15 protein-coding genes are annotated in these 14506 nt (G+C 46.5%); 1 reads left to right on the plus strand and 14 read right to left on the minus strand.

Annotated elements, in window-relative coordinates; genetic code table 11:
- Positions 1-241: 241 nt before the first annotated feature.
- The 13 genes from Q0236_RS08140 to dsbD all read right to left on the minus strand — a co-directional run bounded on the left by Q0236_RS08140 (position 242) and on the right by dsbD (position 12038).
- Positions 242-784 carry a hypothetical protein gene (locus tag Q0236_RS08140; RefSeq protein ID WP_297916766.1) on the minus strand — a complete coding sequence of 181 codons (543 nt, stop codon included), beginning with the start codon at positions 782-784 and terminating at the stop codon, positions 242-244.
- A gap of 198 nt (positions 785-982) precedes the next feature.
- Positions 983-1636, minus strand: a complete 654-nt coding sequence (locus Q0236_RS08145) for a hypothetical protein (protein ID WP_297916767.1) — start codon at positions 1634-1636, stop codon at positions 983-985.
- Positions 1637-1892: 256 nt separating this feature from the next.
- Positions 1893-3713, minus strand: a complete 1821-nt coding sequence (mrdA, locus tag Q0236_RS08150; RefSeq protein ID WP_297916769.1) for a penicillin-binding protein 2 — start codon at positions 3711-3713, stop codon at positions 1893-1895.
- Entirely contained in the window at positions 3710-4198 is a 489-nt protein-coding gene (locus tag Q0236_RS08155; RefSeq protein ID WP_005869105.1) for a hypothetical protein, read from the minus strand. The genes mrdA and Q0236_RS08155 overlap by 4 nt, the downstream gene beginning before the upstream one ends.
- On the minus strand, positions 4165-5004 hold the full coding sequence (locus tag Q0236_RS08160; protein ID WP_367274744.1) for a GNAT family N-acetyltransferase: 840 nt from the start codon (positions 5002-5004) through the stop codon (positions 4165-4167). Before Q0236_RS08160 ends, Q0236_RS08155 begins: the two co-directional genes overlap by 34 nt.
- Before the next feature lie 112 nt (positions 5005-5116).
- Complete coding sequence (locus tag Q0236_RS08170) at positions 5117-6016, minus strand: GTP-binding protein (protein WP_297916772.1); 900 nt, start codon at positions 6014-6016, stop codon at positions 5117-5119.
- A complete protein-coding gene (gene lptA, locus Q0236_RS08175; RefSeq protein WP_177389112.1) occupies positions 6013-6528 on the minus strand; it encodes a lipopolysaccharide transport periplasmic protein LptA in 516 nt (171 codons plus the stop codon). Before lptA ends, Q0236_RS08170 begins: the two co-directional genes overlap by 4 nt.
- Entirely contained in the window at positions 6492-7025 is a 534-nt protein-coding gene (lptC, locus tag Q0236_RS08180; protein ID WP_177389114.1) for an LPS export ABC transporter periplasmic protein LptC, read from the minus strand. The genes lptA and lptC overlap by 37 nt, the downstream gene beginning before the upstream one ends.
- A 67-nt stretch (positions 7026-7092) precedes the next feature.
- Positions 7093-7581, minus strand: coding sequence for an HAD family hydrolase (locus Q0236_RS08185; protein ID WP_297916774.1), 489 nt, complete (start codon positions 7579-7581; stop codon positions 7093-7095).
- 86 nt (positions 7582-7667) lie between these two features.
- The gene (locus Q0236_RS08190; RefSeq protein ID WP_297916776.1) at positions 7668-8615 is read right to left on the minus strand and encodes a substrate-binding domain-containing protein; all 948 of its coding nucleotides are present in this window, start codon (positions 8613-8615) and stop codon (positions 7668-7670) included.
- A 1-nt stretch (position 8616) separates the two neighbouring features.
- On the minus strand, positions 8617-8754 hold the full coding sequence (locus Q0236_RS08195; protein ID WP_297916778.1) for a hypothetical protein: 138 nt from the start codon (positions 8752-8754) through the stop codon (positions 8617-8619).
- A gap of 686 nt (positions 8755-9440) precedes the next feature.
- On the minus strand, positions 9441-10019 hold the full coding sequence (hisB, locus tag Q0236_RS08200) for an imidazoleglycerol-phosphate dehydratase HisB (RefSeq protein WP_297916779.1): 579 nt from the start codon (positions 10017-10019) through the stop codon (positions 9441-9443).
- A 48-nt stretch (positions 10020-10067) separates the two neighbouring features.
- A complete protein-coding gene (gene dsbD / locus Q0236_RS08205; RefSeq protein WP_297916781.1) occupies positions 10068-12038 on the minus strand; it encodes a protein-disulfide reductase DsbD in 1971 nt (656 codons plus the stop codon).
- Between the two features lie 108 nt (positions 12039-12146).
- On the opposite strand from dsbD, the gene ppk2 reads away from it, so the two are divergent.
- Positions 12147-13049 carry a polyphosphate kinase 2 gene (gene ppk2 / locus Q0236_RS08210; RefSeq protein ID WP_297916783.1) on the plus strand — a complete coding sequence of 301 codons (903 nt, stop codon included), beginning with the start codon at positions 12147-12149 and terminating at the stop codon, positions 13047-13049.
- A gap of 714 nt (positions 13050-13763) precedes the next feature.
- Here the strand turns inward: ppk2 and Q0236_RS08215 are convergent.
- The coding region (locus Q0236_RS08215) for an AAA family ATPase (protein WP_297916785.1) at positions 13764-14506 on the minus strand (743 nt) is incomplete at its 5' end.

The raw sequence follows: 14506 nt of genomic DNA on the forward strand, positions 1-14506 counted from the left end.
GATTTTAGATTATAAAATTTAAAAAGGCGGGTAGGATTAGAATTTTAAAAATCGAAGTCGATGATCGGAATTTCAAACTTCAAAACCTGAAATTTTGAATCTGAAGCAGGGGCAAATTTTAGGATCGTTCCAAAATTTGCCCCTTTTAAATTTACATATCTCAAGCTCTATTCATAAAATTTTACGTATTAATTTACGTAAAATTTAGCCGAAAAAAGATGATCTCATAAACTTATCCGCATTAAATTTTATCTCTTCTTTTTAGAATAAAAACCGTTACAGATGCGATTATTAGCGACGATAAAACGCTTATCATCATTATATTAAAATTAAAATTTGAGCGATCAAACAGATGACCTAACCAGGTCAAATCGGCTCTTGCTAGGATTATCACAGCTAGCGAATAAGTATAAAATAGACTTATAAAAAATACAGATGCGGCGGATATTTTATCCAGCAGAATAAAAGCTTTTATTTTAGAAAATACGAAGCAGCAGGTGATTAAAGGCAAAATTACCGTCGCGCAAAATAGATACAATACCATAGCGCCGAAAATATCGCTTTCGCTATCGCTCGCCTCTTCGTGCCACATTAGTTCAAAAGCTTTTAAAACGATAGAAAGTGGATGCGCAAGATCGCGGCCGCTATACTCCGCCAAAAAAACCGCATCTATGCTGGCAAATATAACGCCCAAGCAGTCTATAGTAAAAAAGAGCAAGGCGATCCAGAATAAAATCCTCACCCCTTTTAGCTCAAAACATTTTTTAATGAACTCTTTTATCACCCTAGCCCCTAATTTATAGCTTTTAAGATCAATTTGGCTTTTATATCGCGTTTCATTTCGGTACTTTTAAAAACACTTTGTCGTAATTTATCATCAAAATTTAAGCCTTTCGCTGCCATTGTCTATATTGCCCGTTGCGATCGTAAGCTAAAATTTCATTCTACTTATCTACCTAATTTGATACCGTTAAAATTAGAATTATTTTTTATCCTTATCAAAAAATTTTGAATTGTAGTTAGTTAAAGATATCATCAAGGTTCGCTTATTAAAAGGAACTTTACCGAATCTATCAACAAGTAATTTATTCTGTTTTACTGATATCATAGTACCGTTATCATCAAAAATATAGTATTTTTTTATCCCTAAGAAATTTAAGCATTGAAAGATAATTATAAATATAAAGTTTATGATGATAGCCATTGCAAGATTTGTTATATACGTAATTTTATCCATCAAAGTTTTACTATCAAGTTTTGCAGTTTCTCCAAAACATGGAAAGTATGAATACGTTATCTTTGTATGCTCCGTAAGCTGGATTTTTAGAACCTTTAAATTCCCTGCAAAATCCACATAATCGCATTCTATTATTTTCTCAAAAATTCTAATTTGTAAGTCATTTACCAGCATACCTTTTAGCATTGCAAAATCTCCAAAAATCGTTTTGAAAAATATAAATATGCAAAGAGCTAGCTCGCCTTTTCTAAAACTACTACTAAAGAAACTTTCAATAGGAAAAATAGATCTAATGGCGAATACTAATGCGAATATCAGGAAAAAAATTCCTACTGTTAATTTACTTTTTAACAAATAGTCATTTTTTACTATTATCGGCTCCTTATCATAATCCCTCATAAATTTCCCCATTTTTATAAAAAGATATTTTGGCGTATTCTACCGCCTTATTCTTATGGTGCATTTAAAATTTAAAATCTGCGAAGTACGGGCACAAATCTAAATTTCAAAGCCTCCACACTGCGCTAAATTTTAAAATTTCAGGCTCACGGAAGCGGGGTAAATTTCAAAATTTAAAGCCCGCAAAGGCTTGCTAAATTTTAAAATTTAAAGCAAGCAAAGCACGAGTAGAATTCTAAAATTCTAAAATCCCATCCTACTTTGTCTTCTTTGCGCTGTGTTCGCTGGTCGTTGCGTTGGCGTCGATGTAGCCCATCTGGGCGAGCTTTTCGTAGATTTGCATTATTACGGGACCTGCCGCGCTTCCGCCGCCGCCTCCGTGTTCTACGAGCACGGTTACGGCGTATTGCGGCTTGTCGTACGGTCCGAAGCTCGTCATCCAGGCGTGCGAGCGGTGGAAGTAGTCCATATCGGCCTCTTTCATTCGCTTTTTGGTGGTCTGCGAGATGCCTACTACCTGCGCGGTGCCCGTCTTGACCGCTAGAGGCACTACTGCAGTATGGATAAGCTTGTAGGCAGTGCCTCCGTCGGGGTTGTTGCCGACCTCATACATCCCGCGTCGCACGAGCGGCAGCTGCGCCTTTTCTTTCGGCGTGAAAAGCTCGGTGGGGGTAAATTCCACCGGCTTGCCGTCGATGCTTTTTAAAAAATGCGGCGTGATAGCCTTGCCCGAGGCGATCTGCGCGGTGTTTTTCGCCACCTGCATAGGGGTGACGAGCACGTCGCCCTGGCCGATCGAGGCATTGACCGTCTCGCCCTGATACCACGCGCGCTTAAATTTCTGCATTTTCCAGGCCTTATTAGGCATCGTGCCTACAAACTCATTGGGTAGATCGACGCCTGTTTTACTACCAAACCCCAGACGCTGCAGATACGCGGACATATAGTCGATCCCCACCAGCAGCGAGCCTTCGTAAAAATACACATCGCAGCTACCCTTAATCGCCTCTACTAAGCTCACGCGGCCGTGACCCCAGCTCTTCCAGCAGCGAAATTTACGCCCTCCAAGCTCTATCGCGCCGCTGCAAAACACGCTCCAATTTTCGTTGATCTTGCCGCTGTTTAAAAAGCTCATCCCCACGGCCATTTTAATTACAGAGCCCGGCGGATAGAGGCCGTTTACGAGCTTATTCGTAAAAGGGTGGCGCGGATCTTTTATCAGCTCGTCCCACTGCGTCTGCGAAATTCCGCCCACGAAGGTGTTCAGATCGTACTCGGGGAAGCTGCCCGCCGCGATGATAGCGCCGTCGCGCAGATCTATCACTATCGCTACGCCGTCCTTGTCTTTAAAAATTTCCTCGAGGTATTTTTGCAGCTCAAGATCGATGGTAAGGGAGATTTCGCTACTGCTGGGCTCTTGCATCGAGATCTCCTCCACGACCTGATTTAGCGCCGTAACCTTCGTCTTGCGCTCGCCCTTGCTGCCCTGCAAAAGCTCGTTATAATACCCCTCGACGCCGCTTCTGCCGTTGTATCCGGTAAGCGCACTTAGGGGGTTGTTTTGGATATCTTTTTTATTGGCACGGCCTACGTAGCCGATGATATGCGAAGCAAGCGCGCCGTAAGGGTAAAAGCGCTGCGAAGCGGGCGAAATTTTGATATTTTCGTGCAGGCTCAAGCTCGCAAAATGCTCTATCGTGGCGTTGTAATCCAAAAACGGCACGACTTCGATAAAGTCTTGATTATAAGCGGAATTCGCGTCCTTGTAGCTCTTACTCATCGCGGTGACGTTGAGATCTTTGAAGTAGCGCGAGATATTATTTAGCTCGCTTTGCAGTGCGGCGTCTTTTAGATGCGGTGCGATGGATAGCGAAAAGCCGAGATTGTTTATCGCGAGCGGGCGGCCTTTGGCGTCTAAAATTTGACCGCGCACCGGCGGGATGTATTCGGTAGAAATGACGTTGTTTTTAGCGACCTGCTCGTAGAATTCGTTTGATTTGATCGAAAGATAATAAATTCTAACCAAAAGCATGCTAAAAAATAGTATCACAAATACGAATACAAACTTTAGCCTCATACCAGCCGCCCCTTAAAAAAGAGCAGAGCAAGCAAAATTTCAATCACGATGTAATTTAAATACTCGCCGCTTAGAGGCAGATACTCGCTCTTTTTGATCGCAGAGATCGCGTTGCTCACCACAAAGACCAAAACATAGCTAATCATCACGTAAAAGCAGATCAAAAAATTTCTAAATTTAATATATTTAAATGAGTTTTCATAGACCACGAAATAAAATATACAATACGCGATAGCCACGCTAAATAGGTTAAATCCGTGGATCTGCTCGGCGCAAAATAGATAAAAAATAGAGAAAAACCAGCTAAAGCCGAACTTTTTAAATTTCACGTCGTTTTCATATTTTTGCACCACCATCGCCGTGAAAAAAAATCCGATCAGCGGCGGCAGCCCCCTATACACCGCACTTAAAAGCAGGTAAAAAAGAACCCCCGCGCTAAAAAGCGTGTCCGCTATAAGGTATAGATAAGTGCGATTTCGTTGCATACCGGAAACTTTTTGCATTTAATACAATCGGCCCAAATTTTTTGCGCGGGCAGCTCATCCTTTGGGATTTCGGTAAACCCCAGCCGCTCGAAAAATTCCTTTTGATAGGTGAGCGTAAATACGCTTTTTAGCCCGTAAAATTTCGCTTCATCTAGCAGCTCGTTTACGATAGCTCTGGCAATGCCCCGCCTGCGAAACTGCGGAGCGACTATGAGCGAGCGCACCTCGGCAAGATCGGCGTTAAAAATTTTAAGCGAAGCAAAGCCCGTCAAAATTTCCGCATCTTTTGCGGACTGTGATTCGCAAAGCCGCGAAAGGTCATTCTGAAAAACGCCCTCGCTTTGTGAATATTCGCTCCGTAAAATTTGCTCTTTGTCTGCTTGCGCGCGGCTCGCCCCGGATACGGCTTGCAGCGCGCTATTTCGTGGCGCGCTATTTTGAGACGTATCTCGTTGCGACGCGAAATTGCCCGCGGCATCTTCGGCGGAATTTTCAGAAGTAATTTCGGCAAAATTTTCTGCGGAGCTTTGGATTAAATTTAAATCCAAATTGCGCGCTAAATTTGAATCGGAATTCCTGGCTAAATTTAAGTCGGAATTTTCTTTAGAATCGAAACTCAAATTTTCCTTGCAATCAAAACTCCTATCCGCCTTAGAATCGCAACCGAACGCCAGCACGTATGAGCGGATATTGGCAGCTATCTCATCGCTTTCAAGCGGCAAGATTACGCCGTTTTGAACCTCCTCTTTTACGAGCTCCTGCATACGCGAAATGTCGCAAAGACGCGCCTTTTTTAGCCGTATCATCTAAAATTTTCCCTAATCTTTGCGCGATCTTGGCGGCGCATTTTATATCCTCTAAATTTAATTATTTTGAAATTCTGCGTCGCTAAATTTAACGTATTTAAATTTAGAAATTTCATAATCCAAACGCCCCGCATACGATGATTTCGCGTGCTTTTTGCAGACCGCTGCCTTTTAGCGTCGAGACCAAAACCGCCTGCGGATCGTGCCTCAAAAGCTTTGCGCGCTCGCTTTGGTTGAGCTTGTCGGCTTTGGTGTAGAGCCTCACGACCTTTTGATCGCCGCGCAGAAAACTAGCGAGATAGTTTTGCAAATTTTTATCTATTTCAAGATCAAACTGCCTCGCGTCGATGAGATGGACGAAAAGCTTGATATTTAGGCGCTCTTTGATGAACTCGTCGAGATTTTTTTGCCAGATATAATGCAGTTTTTTAGAAACCTTAGCGTACCCAAACCCCGGCAGATCCACGAAGATCAAAGAGATATTTTCCCCCAAGCTCGCAAGATCCGAAAAAGCGGGGTTGCCCGCTAAGCTTAGCGCGGATCTACCTGTAAAATTTAATTCAGAGCTTTGCGCGGAATTTGACGTAAAACCTGCCGCAAGATCTGTCTCGCGATCCGATCTAAAATCCGCCGAGGCACTTTTTAAATTTAAAACGAAATCCTGCTTCAAATTTCGCTCAGACGCCGCAGCCTCCGCGTGATCTTGCGCGCAATTTGCAGCCGAGCTTAAAGCCTCTTTGCTCGCTAGATCGGGTGACATTTCATTTTGCGAGCCGTCCGAGTCTGCGGCAAGCTTTTGTTTAAATTTAACTTCGAAAAAATTTATCAGCTGCGTTTTGCCCGGCGTCGAGCTTGATTTGGCTAGATTTTTGCGCCCGGTAAGCGCGTTTATCAGGCTGCTTTTGCCGACGTTGGAGCGCCCCAAAAACGCCACTTCGCTCATCGCAAACTCGGGCGCACCCGCGATATTTGCGGCGGAGGTGATAAACTGCGCGCTGCTAGGATAGATCATTTGTTTTGATCTTCGACCTGAAAGATCAGACGCACGGGCTTTTTCTCGCCGCCGCCGCTTTTTACTTCGTAGGTGCCCTTTTGGCGATTTACGATGATCTTATCGCCGTAAACCTCCTTTTTGGTCTCGGCCTCGTGCAGATAGGCGTTGTTTTCGAGCGTGTAAGCCTCGATAGTCGGATCGTAGGTCAGCACGCCGCCCTTGCCGTCGTAATGCTTTTGATTGAGTAAAATTTTAAAATTTGCATTTCCCGTCGCGACGTATTTGGTAGGCTGGCGCTTGGCGTCGAAGTAAATCGTCACTTTATCGGAATTTAGCGTATCATAAGCGCCCTTTTTGATGCGAACGTTGCCCGTCAGCACGCTGATCTGCTTGATCTCGTCGGCGAAAAAATTATCCGCCGTGACCTCGACCTGCTCCTGCGCGGCGCTAAGAGTGGTCGCGCCAAAGCCCGCAATTAGCGCGGCTGAAAGTATTAGTTTGTGGAGTTTTGATCTTTTATTAAATACCATGCGTGGATTCCTTTTGAGTTTGTTTGTTTGGTTTTAGTATCGTAGCTGATGCTTGCGCCCGTGATGCGGTCGCCGCCTTGGCGCAGCACGTACGGCACGTCGGAGCGGACGATCTTGCTGCTCGTATCGTAGATGATCTCCTGCGCCGTGTAATCAAAGCCTCTGCTATTTACATAGTGCGCGTCGCCGTTAAATTTTATCAGCTCGCCGGCGCGCGTCGCGGTCTTTGAAACCAAAGTGTGATTTAGATCTGCGCCAATCTCCTCGGCTTTAAAATTTACAAACTCGTCGCGATCCTTGTAGCGAGTGCCGCCGTCCGCGGTAAATTTAGCATCCACGCGCTCGCCGATCTGATAATCGACGATCTTTTTCATCTCCATATTCGCAATGCTTAGATCCTGCCTAAACATATCGCTAAAATACGGCGTCTGCACGCTTAAAAACACCATCGCGACGCAAAAGATCGCAATCGCGACGTAGAAAATTTTTATCACCATCGCTCGGCTCCTTTTGATCTGCGCGGAATTTCGCCCCTCGCAGGCATTCTCACGCGCGCTTGCGAAACTACAGCCATTTGCTATTCCACTCTTCGCGCATGCCGTTTTTATCGACGAGTATTTCGATCATCTCGCGCACCGCGCCGCAGCCGCCGTTTTTGCTTAGCATGATGTCCGCTTTTAGCGAGCTTAGCGCATCAGCGGGCTTGAAGCTGATCGCGACTGCGCTTAAAAGCTTCGCGTCGTTTATATCATCGCCGATCGCGGCGGCCTCATCGAAGCTTAGGTTAAAATTTTTTAAAATTTGCTCCGCCCTTGAGAGCTTGTCTTTTTCGCCTTGAAAGAGCGTATCGATCTTTAGCTCGCGCGCACGGTTTGCGACGATTTGCGAGCTTTTGCCGGTGATGATCGCGACCTTTAGCCCCAGCCGTTGCCACTCCTGGATGCCGAATCCGTCTTTTACGTTAAATTTCTTCATCTCTTCGCCGCCGTTTGAATGGTACAGCCCGCCGTCGCTAAGGCAACCGTCTACGTCTAAAAATATGATCTTTATCACTTCGTTTTCCGTTTTTTGAAATTTTGTGATTTTAACGAAATTTGGCTGAATTTTTGGCAAACGGCGTATAAATTTAAGCTGCGATCTTAGCCCTTAATCGGCACGTAGCCGCTATTTTCGATGATACTTTGCCCCTGCGGCGAAAGGATCCAATCTATCAAGATGCGGATATTTTCGTTTTTGTTGTTTTCATCGTAAACCGCGTAAATTTCGGCTACGAGCGGATATTTGCGGCTAGAGATATTTTCTTTATTCGGATACGCGCCGTTTAGGCTAAGCATCTTCACGCCGCCGTTTTGCACGATCCCCTCGACGTAATAGCGAAACGAAAAGCCGATTGCACTGCCGAAAAAGCCCGTGATCTTGCGCTTAGGCTGCGTCTCGCCCATAAATTTTAAAAACGCGCTCTGGCTGCCGCTGCCCGCGTTTCGCTGCACGGCATCTATTCGCATGCGCTCGCCGCCGAGCTGCGACCAGTCGCTATATTGCCCCGAATAAATTCCTCGCACCTGATCCACGGTTAAATTAGATACTTTATTATTCGCATTTACGATAAAGACGAACGCCTCCAGCCCGATCGGCACGAAGCGTAAATTTGCGCCCTTTTTCTGCGCGTAATCAAGCTGCTGCTTTGAAGGAGCGGCGACAAAGATCAGATCCGCCTCGCCGTCGCTTATGGCCTTGTATGCGCCGCGAGTGTTGCTAAATTTAAGCCTGCTAGCATCGGTAAAATTTTGCCCGTCAAACTCCACGCTGTCCTTAGGATAGCTCGCCGCGACGAATGCCGAAAACACCGGATACAAAGCCGCTGCGCCGTCGATTATCGGCAGATCGCCGCTAAGTTTTAAGCTAGAGCTAACGCGCACGATCTGCGAGCTCTCGTCAAACGGCAGGAATTTATGCAGCTCGATCGATTTAGCCTGCATCTCGGCGCTGCTTTGATTTACGTATCGCTTCACGACGAGGCTGTAAAACGCAAAATCGAAAGCCGCCAAGCCAAGCGCTAGCAAAATGACGATAGATAGGCGCTTCATCTTAGTTTCCGTTTGCGATATAGGAGATGATCGAGCATTTGCTCTGCAGATACAACGCCGCTGCGGTTAGTACGCAAACGCTGATCGCCCAAGCCGTCAATATTACGGCGATCGTTTTTTGAAAAATTTCATCGCTCATTTATGCCTCACATATGCGCAAGCGCGCTATTAAGCAGCCATAAAAAGCCCATTAGGACGGCTAAAAAAGTTATGAACGAAAATGCAGAGAGAATCAGCAAATTTTTAATTCTTCTACGGCGCTCATCCGTGCTTTTAGCAGATCTAATAAATTTTACTAAACTTACAATTAGCCAAATGAACGAAATTACCGGCAGCCCGGTAAAAACCAAGATAAGTATAGAAAAAGGATCGAATAGCCACTGAGAATATATGAGTGGAGCAAAAGCGCATGCAAACACAACCACCGAAATAATTAGAAATTTTTTATCTCTTTTATGGCGCTCCGGCTCGTCTTTTGATCTGATAAATTTAATCAAACACACGATAAGCCAAACAAAGCAGATCAAAAATAGTACATTTAAAATCTCCATAAGCGATCCGAAATTATTCATCTTTTACCTTTAAATTTTAATATGCAAAGCGGCATTTTAGCGCTCCGACGGTGTGAAATTTCATATAGCATATTCACGGTTTTCGCGGCGGGCGCAAATGCACCGCCAGCGGTCTTAATAAAGCGGCGCGCTTTGCTGGGGCAAGGACGAAATTTTGCAAATTTCAAGCAGCGGCAAGAGTAAAATTTCAAACGCCGATAAAATTTCAAAACCGCGAATTGCTAATGTTGCTAAATTTAGCGCGCATTTGCCGCTATAAAACGCCCTTCGTGCTAGGCACGCCGGCGCGCTCATTGATACTTATCGCGCGACGAAATGCGACGGCGAACGCCTTAAACGCGGCTTCCGCCACGTGGTGCAGATTTTCGCCGCGGATCTGGCTTAGATGCAGCGTTAAATTTGCGTTGAAAGCCAGAGCGCGGAAAAATTCCTCCACGAGCTCGGCGTCGAATTCGCCGATCTTACCGCGCTTCAGGCTCGGGCAATCAAATACCAAAAACGCGCGGTTGGAAAAATCAAGCGCGGCGCTTACGGCGGCTTCGTCCATCACGACGACGCTATCGCCGAAGCGCTCGATGTTTTGCGCGGGATAGATCGCCTCTTTGATCGCGCTTCCAAGCACGATGCCGCAGTCCTCGACGCTGTGGTGAAAATCGACCTGCAAATCGCCCTCGCAGCGCAAGCTCAGATCGATCCACGCGTGCTTGGCAAACGCGCTAAGCATATGATCGAAAAAACCGATGCCCGTTTGTATCTGCGCCGCGCCGCGCCCGTAAAGCTCCAGCTCAAGCTCGATTTTGGTCTCTTTCGTAGCCCTATTTTTGCTTATCATCGCGCAATCCTTAAAACTAAATTTTGTTTGAAATCTATCTAAATTTCACTAAATTTCGGTTAAAATTTCGGCCAGCTTTTCGGAATTTACGCTGCCGATCTGGCGCAGGTTCGCAATCTCGGCGCCCTCTTTAAAAAACAGAATCGTAGGCGGGCCGAATACGTTAAAATGCGCTTTTATCGCTCTGTTTTGCTCGCTATCTTCGCTAAGATCGATCTTTAAAAGGCTAAATTTATCAAGCGCGCCCGCAAGAGCGGGATCTGCGAACGCTCGCTCGCTCTGCTCGCAATTTTTACACCAGCTAGCCCAAAAATCCACTATCACGGGCTTTTTGGAATTTTCTATTTCGCCGCGCAGCTGCGTCAGATCGCGCACAAACGAAAAATGCGCGCCGCTTAAATTTTTAGCGCTAGAAATTTCGCCCGCCTGCAAGCCCTCGCCCAAGCCGCCCCTGGAATATCTCGCATTTTGCGGGATTAGATTACCAAGCGGCCTGGAAAAATCTTTCGCGCCGCTGGCAAAGCCCGCGAGCAGCAGCGCCGAATATAGCGCGATTACGAGAGCCAAAGCGCGCTTTATCCCGCCTGCGCCGCCGTCAAACAGCCCCAAAAATCCTGCGAAGATCGCGCCTAAAACCGCATAAATCAGCAGGCTTAAATTTTCGCCGATGAGCGTGCGCGAAATCCACACTGCCGTAAAAAGCAACAAAAAGCCGAAAATTTTAGGCACCGCCTCCATCCAAGCTCCGGGTCTAGGCAGTGCACCGCCGAGCCCTACCACAAGCAGTAGTGCGCCGCTTCCGAGCCCCAGCGCAAAAAGAGCCGCCGCACCCAGCAGAACGTCGCCGCTGCCCGCGATGTAAACGAGCGCGCCCGCAAGCGGAGCGGAGATGCACGGCGATACGACGAGCGCCGAGATAAGCCCCATCGAAAAAACTCCGATCAGGCCGCCAGCATTTTCGCTTTTGCTATTTAAGAAACTTTGAAAGCGCGCAGGCAGGCGGATCTCGTAAAATCCAAACATCGAAAACGCGAGCGCGGCGAATATGAGCGAGGTTAGGATCAGTGCGGGCGGAGTTTGCAGCAGGCCCTGTAAATTTTGCCCGAAAACCGCCACGAAAGCTCCTAAAATCGCATACGAGCTCGCCATCCCGAAAATATACGCGAGGCTTACGGCGAGGCTTTTTTTCGCGCTCGGCTTCGAGGAGGTTTTCGCCACTATGATCGACGAGAGGATCGGGATGAGCGGATAGACGCAAGGGCTTAGCGAGAGCAGCACGCCGTAGCCGAAAAACAGCGCGATCGCCGCGATGAAGCTCTTGCCGCTAAGAACGTTTAAAATTTTATCCTGCTCGGAGATGGAATTTACGCCGCGTGGATTTTTGTGCGCGGAGGCTTCACCGGAATTTACCGCAGCGCTTTCCGCCGAGCTTGCCGCGGAATTTCCCGTCGCCTGCGAGTTTGCCTCAGAATTTGCCTCTGCGCCTGAAGCTGCGGTATTGCTTTCAAAATTTAAATTCCCGCTCTGCGCGCTGTCTGCGGCAGAAATCTGCGCAGAATTTGCGCCTTTTCGATATTTTTTCAGCTCGGAGTTTGAAATTCTGCTGATATGATAGCCCTCCACTACGCGCTTGAAGCTGAAACCGAACTGCTGCGGCTGATAGCAAAAGCCCGATTTCGTGCAGCCCAAAAAATCGCCGTTAAGCACGAAATTATCGCTGTTCGCGGCATTTGCAAGCACTAGACCCAAAGGCACGGCGATGCTAAATTTGCCCTCATAAATTTTATAATCCTTGTATTCGGTCGCGGCGGGCAAATTTATTAAATTCGTTACCTCTGCGCCGCCGATGAAAATTTTTATCTCGTTTTGATAGAGATAGACCCCGTCCGCGATATCAAAGCTTAGCGTTACGCTATCGCTTTGCGCCGTCGCGTCAAGCTTGAACGCATCGGAAGGTTTTAAGGGCTCGGCGCTTAAACCCAAGAGAAAAAATGCCGTCAAAATCAGCGATCTGATCAAATTTTATCCTTTGAAATTTTTTCCTACATTCTAACGTAATAAGTATGAATTTATAGTGTAATCTAAAGAACTTTTTTGTAAAATTCCTTAAAATTTTTAGGAGGCGATATGAGCAAAGAGATCAAAACCGAAACGGGCGAAATAGCGCTGAAAGAGATAGAATTTAAAAGCTCAAAGTACGAAAAAATCTCGTTCAAAGACTACGAAACGCTGCTTGAGAGATACCAGATCGAGCTTTTGAAGCTGCAAAAATTCGTAAAAGAAAAGGGCTTAAAAATTTTGATTTTGATGGAGGGACGCGACGCGGCGGGCAAAGGCGGCACGATCAAGCGACTATGCGAGCATCTTAACCCGCGCGGATGCCGCATCGTGGCGCTCGAAAAGCCGAGCAACGTCGAAAAGACGCAATGGTACTTCCAGCGCTACGTCGCGCACCTACCCAGCGGCGGCGAGATCACGATATTTGACCGCAGCTGGTACAACCGCGCGATGGTCGAGCCGGTGATGGGCTTTTGCACCCACGCCGAGCATAAAGATTTCCTGCGCCAAGTGCCTAAATTTGAGGAGCTTTTGGTAAGTGCGGGGATAATTTTGTTTAAATTTTACTTTTCAGTCTCCAAAGAGGAGCAAAAAAGGCGCTTCGAATCGCGCCGCACCGACCCGCTGAAGCAATACAAACTCTCGCCGGTGGATGCGAGATCGCAGGAGCTGTGGAATCAATACACGCTCGCAAAATACTCGATGCTGCTCGCTTCAAATACCGAGTTTGCGCCGTGGACGATCCTTGATAGCAACGACAAAAAGATCGCGCGACTAAACGCCTTCCGCTGCATCCTCTCGCGCATAGACTATCCTGAAAAGATCGATGCGAAGGAGCTTGCAGTGGATCCAAACCTCGTGCGAAACGGCGCCAGGGAGATAGTGCTAATGGAGGATAGCCAAAAAAGCGAGGCTTGGCGCAAGCTGGAAAGCCCCTCCCGCAAGAACAAGAAGGATAAGAAAAAGGGTTGAATCTTGCCAATGAAGATTACTCGCTAGGGAGGCTTGCTAGGAATTGCTTCATTAGGGATTTATTTCCTAATATATAGAAACGCATTAAATTCTATGATTGTGCACCTCAAGATTCTTTGAAATTCTATCTAATGGGATGGAATTCTACACAACGCCACGGGCTACGTGATGAAGTATATCACGTTTCAATTCCTAATGGAATAGAATTCTACCTCGTCGCTTGCTTTTCTCTGCGGCTGTCGTTCATAGTTTCAATTCCCAACGGGATGGAATTCTACTTTAACCTTGTCGGTAACCCCGAGTTTGGTGATAGTTTCAATTCCCAACGGGATGGAATTCTACGATAGGTCTTTTATTAAAGGGCTCGATCCAAAAAATTGTTTCAATTCCCAACGGGATGGAATTATACTTTCACCGGGCCCCTCCGCTTCATCATATACGGACTGTTTTAATTCCCAAAGGGATGGAATTCTACTTAAAGGCTCTCGTATCCATTAAAGATAGCATTATGATGTTTCAATTCCCAGTGGAATAGAATCTTGCCTACTATAAAATTTTAAAAGTAATAATAAAAGTAATAAAAAGACTTTTGTTTCAATTCCCATGGGAAAGATTACCCACCAAATTTACCTAGCTAAGACGGTGAGATTTACCTCGCCAAATTTACTCCACCAAAGCGCGGAATTTACCCTGCAGGATAAATTCCGCTGAATTTTACTTCACCCTCTTTATCTCGATCTCGCCGTCACGTGCGCCGATTTCGATTTTATCGCCCGTTTTGATCTCGTCGCTTAGGATCATATCGGCGATCTTATCCTCTACTAGATCGTAGAGCGCCCTTCGTAGCGGCCTTGCGCCGTATTCGATATCAAAGCCCGCCGAGGCGATGAGCTTTTTGGCATTTTCGCTTAGGCTCGCGTTAATGCCGCGATTTGCGAGCGTTTTTTGCAGACTCTTAAACATAATGCCCACGATTTTTATAAGATCGTCCTCGCTTAGGGCGTTGAAGATCACGATGTCGTCCAGACGGTTGATAAATTCGGGCTTGAAATAATTCTTCAGCTCGCTCTTTACCGCCTCCTCGCGCTCGGCAAGTGCTACCTCGCGCGGCTTGTCCGTATTTTTGGCGTCAAGCTCCATAATCTTAGCCGAGCCGATATTGCTCGTTAGGATGATGATCGTGTTTTTAAAATCGACCGTAACGCCCTTATTGTCGGTCGCGCGCCCGTCGTCTAAAATTCCAAGCAGGATATTAAAAACGTCCTTGTGCGCCTTTTCGATCTCATCAAAAAGCAGCACGGAGTAGGGTTTTCTGCGCACGGCTTCGGTAAGCTGCCCGCCCTCGTCGTAGCCCACGTATCCCGGAGGCGCCCCGATCAGGCGCTGGACGCTGAACTTCTCCATGTACTCGGACATGTCGATGCGCACCATGGCCTTCTCGGTATCGAACAGGTATT

The organism is uncultured Campylobacter sp. (genome assembly GCF_938031315.1).
Taxonomy (GTDB): domain Bacteria; phylum Campylobacterota; class Campylobacteria; order Campylobacterales; family Campylobacteraceae; genus Campylobacter_B.

What these genes read in the sequence shown, in the direction of transcription:
- Q0236_RS08190 (WP_297916776.1), bottom strand. Translation starts at nt 8,615, where the DNA reads ATGAAGCGCCTATCTATCGTCATTTTGCTAGCGCTTGGCTTGGCGGCT.
- Q0236_RS08170 (WP_297916772.1), bottom strand. Translation starts at nt 6,016, where the DNA reads ATGATCTATCCTAGCAGCGCGCAGTTTATCACCTCCGCCGCAAATATC.
- mrdA (WP_297916769.1), bottom strand. Translation starts at nt 3,713, where the DNA reads ATGAGGCTAAAGTTTGTATTCGTATTTGTGATACTATTTTTTAGCATG.
- Q0236_RS08155 (WP_005869105.1), bottom strand. Translation starts at nt 4,198, where the DNA reads ATGCAACGAAATCGCACTTATCTATACCTTATAGCGGACACGCTTTTT.
- lptA (WP_177389112.1), bottom strand. Translation starts at nt 6,528, where the DNA reads ATGGTATTTAATAAAAGATCAAAACTCCACAAACTAATACTTTCAGCC.
- Q0236_RS08160 (WP_367274744.1), bottom strand. Translation starts at nt 5,004, where the DNA reads ATGATACGGCTAAAAAAGGCGCGTCTTTGCGACATTTCGCGTATGCAG.
- lptC (WP_177389114.1), bottom strand. Translation starts at nt 7,025, where the DNA reads ATGGTGATAAAAATTTTCTACGTCGCGATTGCGATCTTTTGCGTCGCG.
- hisB (WP_297916779.1), bottom strand. Translation starts at nt 10,019, where the DNA reads ATGATAAGCAAAAATAGGGCTACGAAAGAGACCAAAATCGAGCTTGAG.
- ppk2 (WP_297916783.1), top strand. Translation starts at nt 12,147, where the DNA reads ATGAGCAAAGAGATCAAAACCGAAACGGGCGAAATAGCGCTGAAAGAG.
- Q0236_RS08195 (WP_297916778.1), bottom strand. Translation starts at nt 8,754, where the DNA reads ATGAGCGATGAAATTTTTCAAAAAACGATCGCCGTAATATTGACGGCT.
- Q0236_RS08145 (WP_297916767.1), bottom strand. Translation starts at nt 1,636, where the DNA reads ATGAGGGATTATGATAAGGAGCCGATAATAGTAAAAAATGACTATTTG.